The sequence below is a fragment of the Azospirillum sp. UFLA03-27 genome (genome assembly GCF_059803775.1).
Window position 1 is genome coordinate 1 of record NZ_JAUQTX010000433.1, and the last position, 2,772, is coordinate 2,772.

Annotated in this window: 3 protein-coding genes; 2 read left to right on the top strand and 1 reads right to left on the bottom strand. The window is 66.8% G+C overall.

Features of this window, described 5'->3' with window-relative positions; all coding sequences use genetic code 11:
* Nucleotides 1-81 precede the first annotated feature (81 nt).
* Entirely contained in the window at nucleotides 82-1,401 is a 1,320-nt protein-coding gene (gene ahcY, locus Q4I23_RS31925) for an adenosylhomocysteinase (RefSeq protein WP_454017233.1), read from the bottom strand.
* Nucleotides 1,402-1,634: 233 nt separating this feature from the next.
* On the opposite strand from ahcY, the gene Q4I23_RS31930 reads away from it, so the two are divergent.
* Both Q4I23_RS31930 and Q4I23_RS31935 read left to right on the top strand, forming a co-directional pair.
* Nucleotides 1,635-2,393: a phosphatase PAP2 family protein gene (locus Q4I23_RS31930; protein ID WP_498528898.1), complete on the top strand. Its 759-nt coding sequence runs from the start codon at nucleotides 1,635-1,637 to the stop codon at nucleotides 2,391-2,393.
* A gap of 53 nt (nucleotides 2,394-2,446) precedes the next feature.
* Nucleotides 2,447-2,752, top strand: a complete 306-nt coding sequence (locus tag Q4I23_RS31935) for a hypothetical protein (protein WP_498528899.1) — start codon at nucleotides 2,447-2,449, stop codon at nucleotides 2,750-2,752.
* Nucleotides 2,753-2,772: the final 20 nt, after the last annotated feature.

The following is a 2,772-nucleotide window of genomic DNA, read 5'->3' on the forward strand; positions in this document are numbered from 1 at the left end:
GTTATAGTCTCGTGGGCTCGGAGATGTGTATAAGAGACAGCCATTGGGCGGCCCTTTCCGTTCCGATCCATCCGGACCCGCTTAGTAGCGGTAGTGGTCCGGCTTGAACGGGCCTTCGACCTTCACGCCGATGTACTCGGCCTGCTTGGCGGACAGCGTGGTCAGCTTGGCGCCGATCTTGTCGAGATGCAGGCGGGCGACCTTCTCGTCCAGGTGCTTCGGCAGGACGTAGACCTTGTTCTCGTAGCTGGCGGCGTTGGTCCACAGCTCGATCTGGGCCAGCACCTGGTTGGTGAAGCTGGCGCTCATCACGAAGCTCGGGTGGCCGGTGGCGCAGCCCAGGTTGACCAGACGGCCCTGGGCCAGGACGATCAGGCGCTTGCCATCGGGGAACACGACCTCGTCGACCTGCGGCTTGACCTCTTCCCACACGTAGTTGCGCAGGGCCTCGATCTGGATCTCGCTGTCGAAGTGGCCGATGTTGCAGACGATGGCGCGGTCCTTCATCTGGCGCATGTGGTCCAGCGTGATGACGTCCACGTTGCCGGTCGCGGTGACGAAGATGTCGCCCTGCGGGGCGGCCTCGTCCATCGTGACGACCTGATAGCCTTCCATCGCGGCCTGGAGCGCGGTGATCGGGTCGATCTCCGTCACCAGGACGCGCGCGCCCTGCGAGCGCAGCGAGGCGGCCGAGCCCTTGCCCACGTCGCCGTAGCCGGCGACCACGGCGACCTTGCCGGCCACCATCACGTCGGTGGCGCGCTTGATGCCGTCGACCAGCGACTCGCGGCAGCCGTAGAGGTTGTCGAACTTCGACTTGGTGACGCTGTCGTTCACGTTGATGGCCGGAACCTTCAGCGTGCCCTTCTTCATCATCTCATAGAGACGATGGACGCCGGTGGTGGTCTCCTCCGACAGGCCGCGGACCTCGGCCAGCATCTCCGGATACTTGTCGTGCATGATCTGGGTGACGTCGCCGCCGTCGTCCAAGATCATGTTCGGGGTCCAGCCGGCATACTCACCGGTGGCCGGGCCGCGGAGCGTCTGCTCGATGCACCACCAGAACTCCTCCTCCGTCTCGCCCTTCCAGGCGAAGACCGGGATGCCGGCGGCGGCGATGGCGGCGGCGGCCTGGTCCTGGGTCGAGAAGATATTGCAGGACGACCAGCGGACGGTCGCGCCGAGAGCGGTCAGCGTCTCGATCAGCACGGCGGTCTGGATGGTCATGTGCAGGCAGCCGACGATGCGGGCGCCGGCCAGCGGCTTCGTCTCGCCGAACTCCGCGCGCAGCGCCATCAGGCCGGGCATCTCGGTCTCGGCGATGGTGATTTCCTTGCGGCCCCACTCGGCGAGGCTGATGTCCTTGACCTTGTAGTCGGTGAAGTTGGCGGGCGCGGCCATCGGGGGGGTCTCCTGGGCGGCTGTTCGTGGAACAGCAATGAAAAGGGGCGGGCGCACCGGCCCGCTGTGGCGTTGGTGTAGCAGCGCCATCCGGCCCCCGCAAGCATAAAGATATCTTTATGTTTATGGACCAACCGATCGCGGGCGACCGCGTGGCCGCGGCTTGTCCGGCCCGGCGGACCTTTTCCGTGCGGGCCGGCGTTCCCATAACCGGTCTGTGACGGACGGGAGGCATGGGACGGGCGATGGCGCTGGCAGGATTGAGGGCACCCGGCTTCTGGACGAGGCTCGGCCGGCACGAGTTGAGGCTTCTCGTCGGCATGGCGGTCAGCGCCGGGCTGATCCTGACCTTCGCCCTGTTGGCCGGCGAGGTGATCGAGGGCGAGACGGCGGCCTTCGACCGTGCGGTGCTGATGGCGCTGCGGGTGGCCGGCGATCCGGCGGCGCCGTTGGGGCCGCCCTGGCTTCACAACGCGGCGCGCGACGTCACAGCGCTGGGCAGCATCACGGTGCTGTCGCTGATCACCGCGGTGACGGTGGGTTTCCTGCTGCTTCGGGGGAAGCGCGGGGCGTCGCTCCTGGTACTGCTGTCGGTCGGCGGCGGCATGGCGATCAGCGGCCTGTTGAAGAACCAGATCGGGCGGGAGCGCCCGGACATCGTCCCCCACGGCGACATCGTCTTCACCGCCAGCTTCCCCAGCGGTCATTCATTGCTGTCGGCGGTCGTCTTCCTGACGCTGGGCGCCATGCTGGCGCGCTTCGTCGAGGGGCGGCGACAGAAGGCCTATGTGCTCGTCGTGGCGATGGCGGTGACGCTGCTGGTCGGGTGCAGCCGGGTCTATTTGGGAGTCCATTGGCCGACCGACGTCCTGGCGGGCTGGTGCGTCGGGGCGGGCTGGGCCGCGCTGTGCTGGCTCGTCGCCCTGTGGCTGCAAAGACGCGGTGCGGTCGAACCGGAGGGTGAAGCCGGATCGGTGCCGGATCGCACTTGACCCCGCCCGGCCTCAGCCGATATTTCGGGTGATCCCGCCGTTCAACCCACAGCATGTCGATGTCCGAAGGCGCACTAGACCGTGAAACCCTGCAAGCCGTCGGCGTGCTGAAGCGCGCCGTGGACGAGGCGCGGGTGCCGGGTGTGCTGGAGTTCCGGCTGCTCTCCAGCGCACTGGACCGCACGCTGAAAACGGAAGATCTGCATGAACTGAACGAGGCCAAGCGCGTTTACGAAACGCTGGACGGCGAATGCCGGACGCTGGTTGTGGAACGAGCCACCAGCCTCGCCCATGCCGAGGCCGCCGAACGGCGGGCGCCGCATGAGGAGGTGGAGGTCCTGTCTCTTATACACATCTGACGCTGCCGACGATTATACGC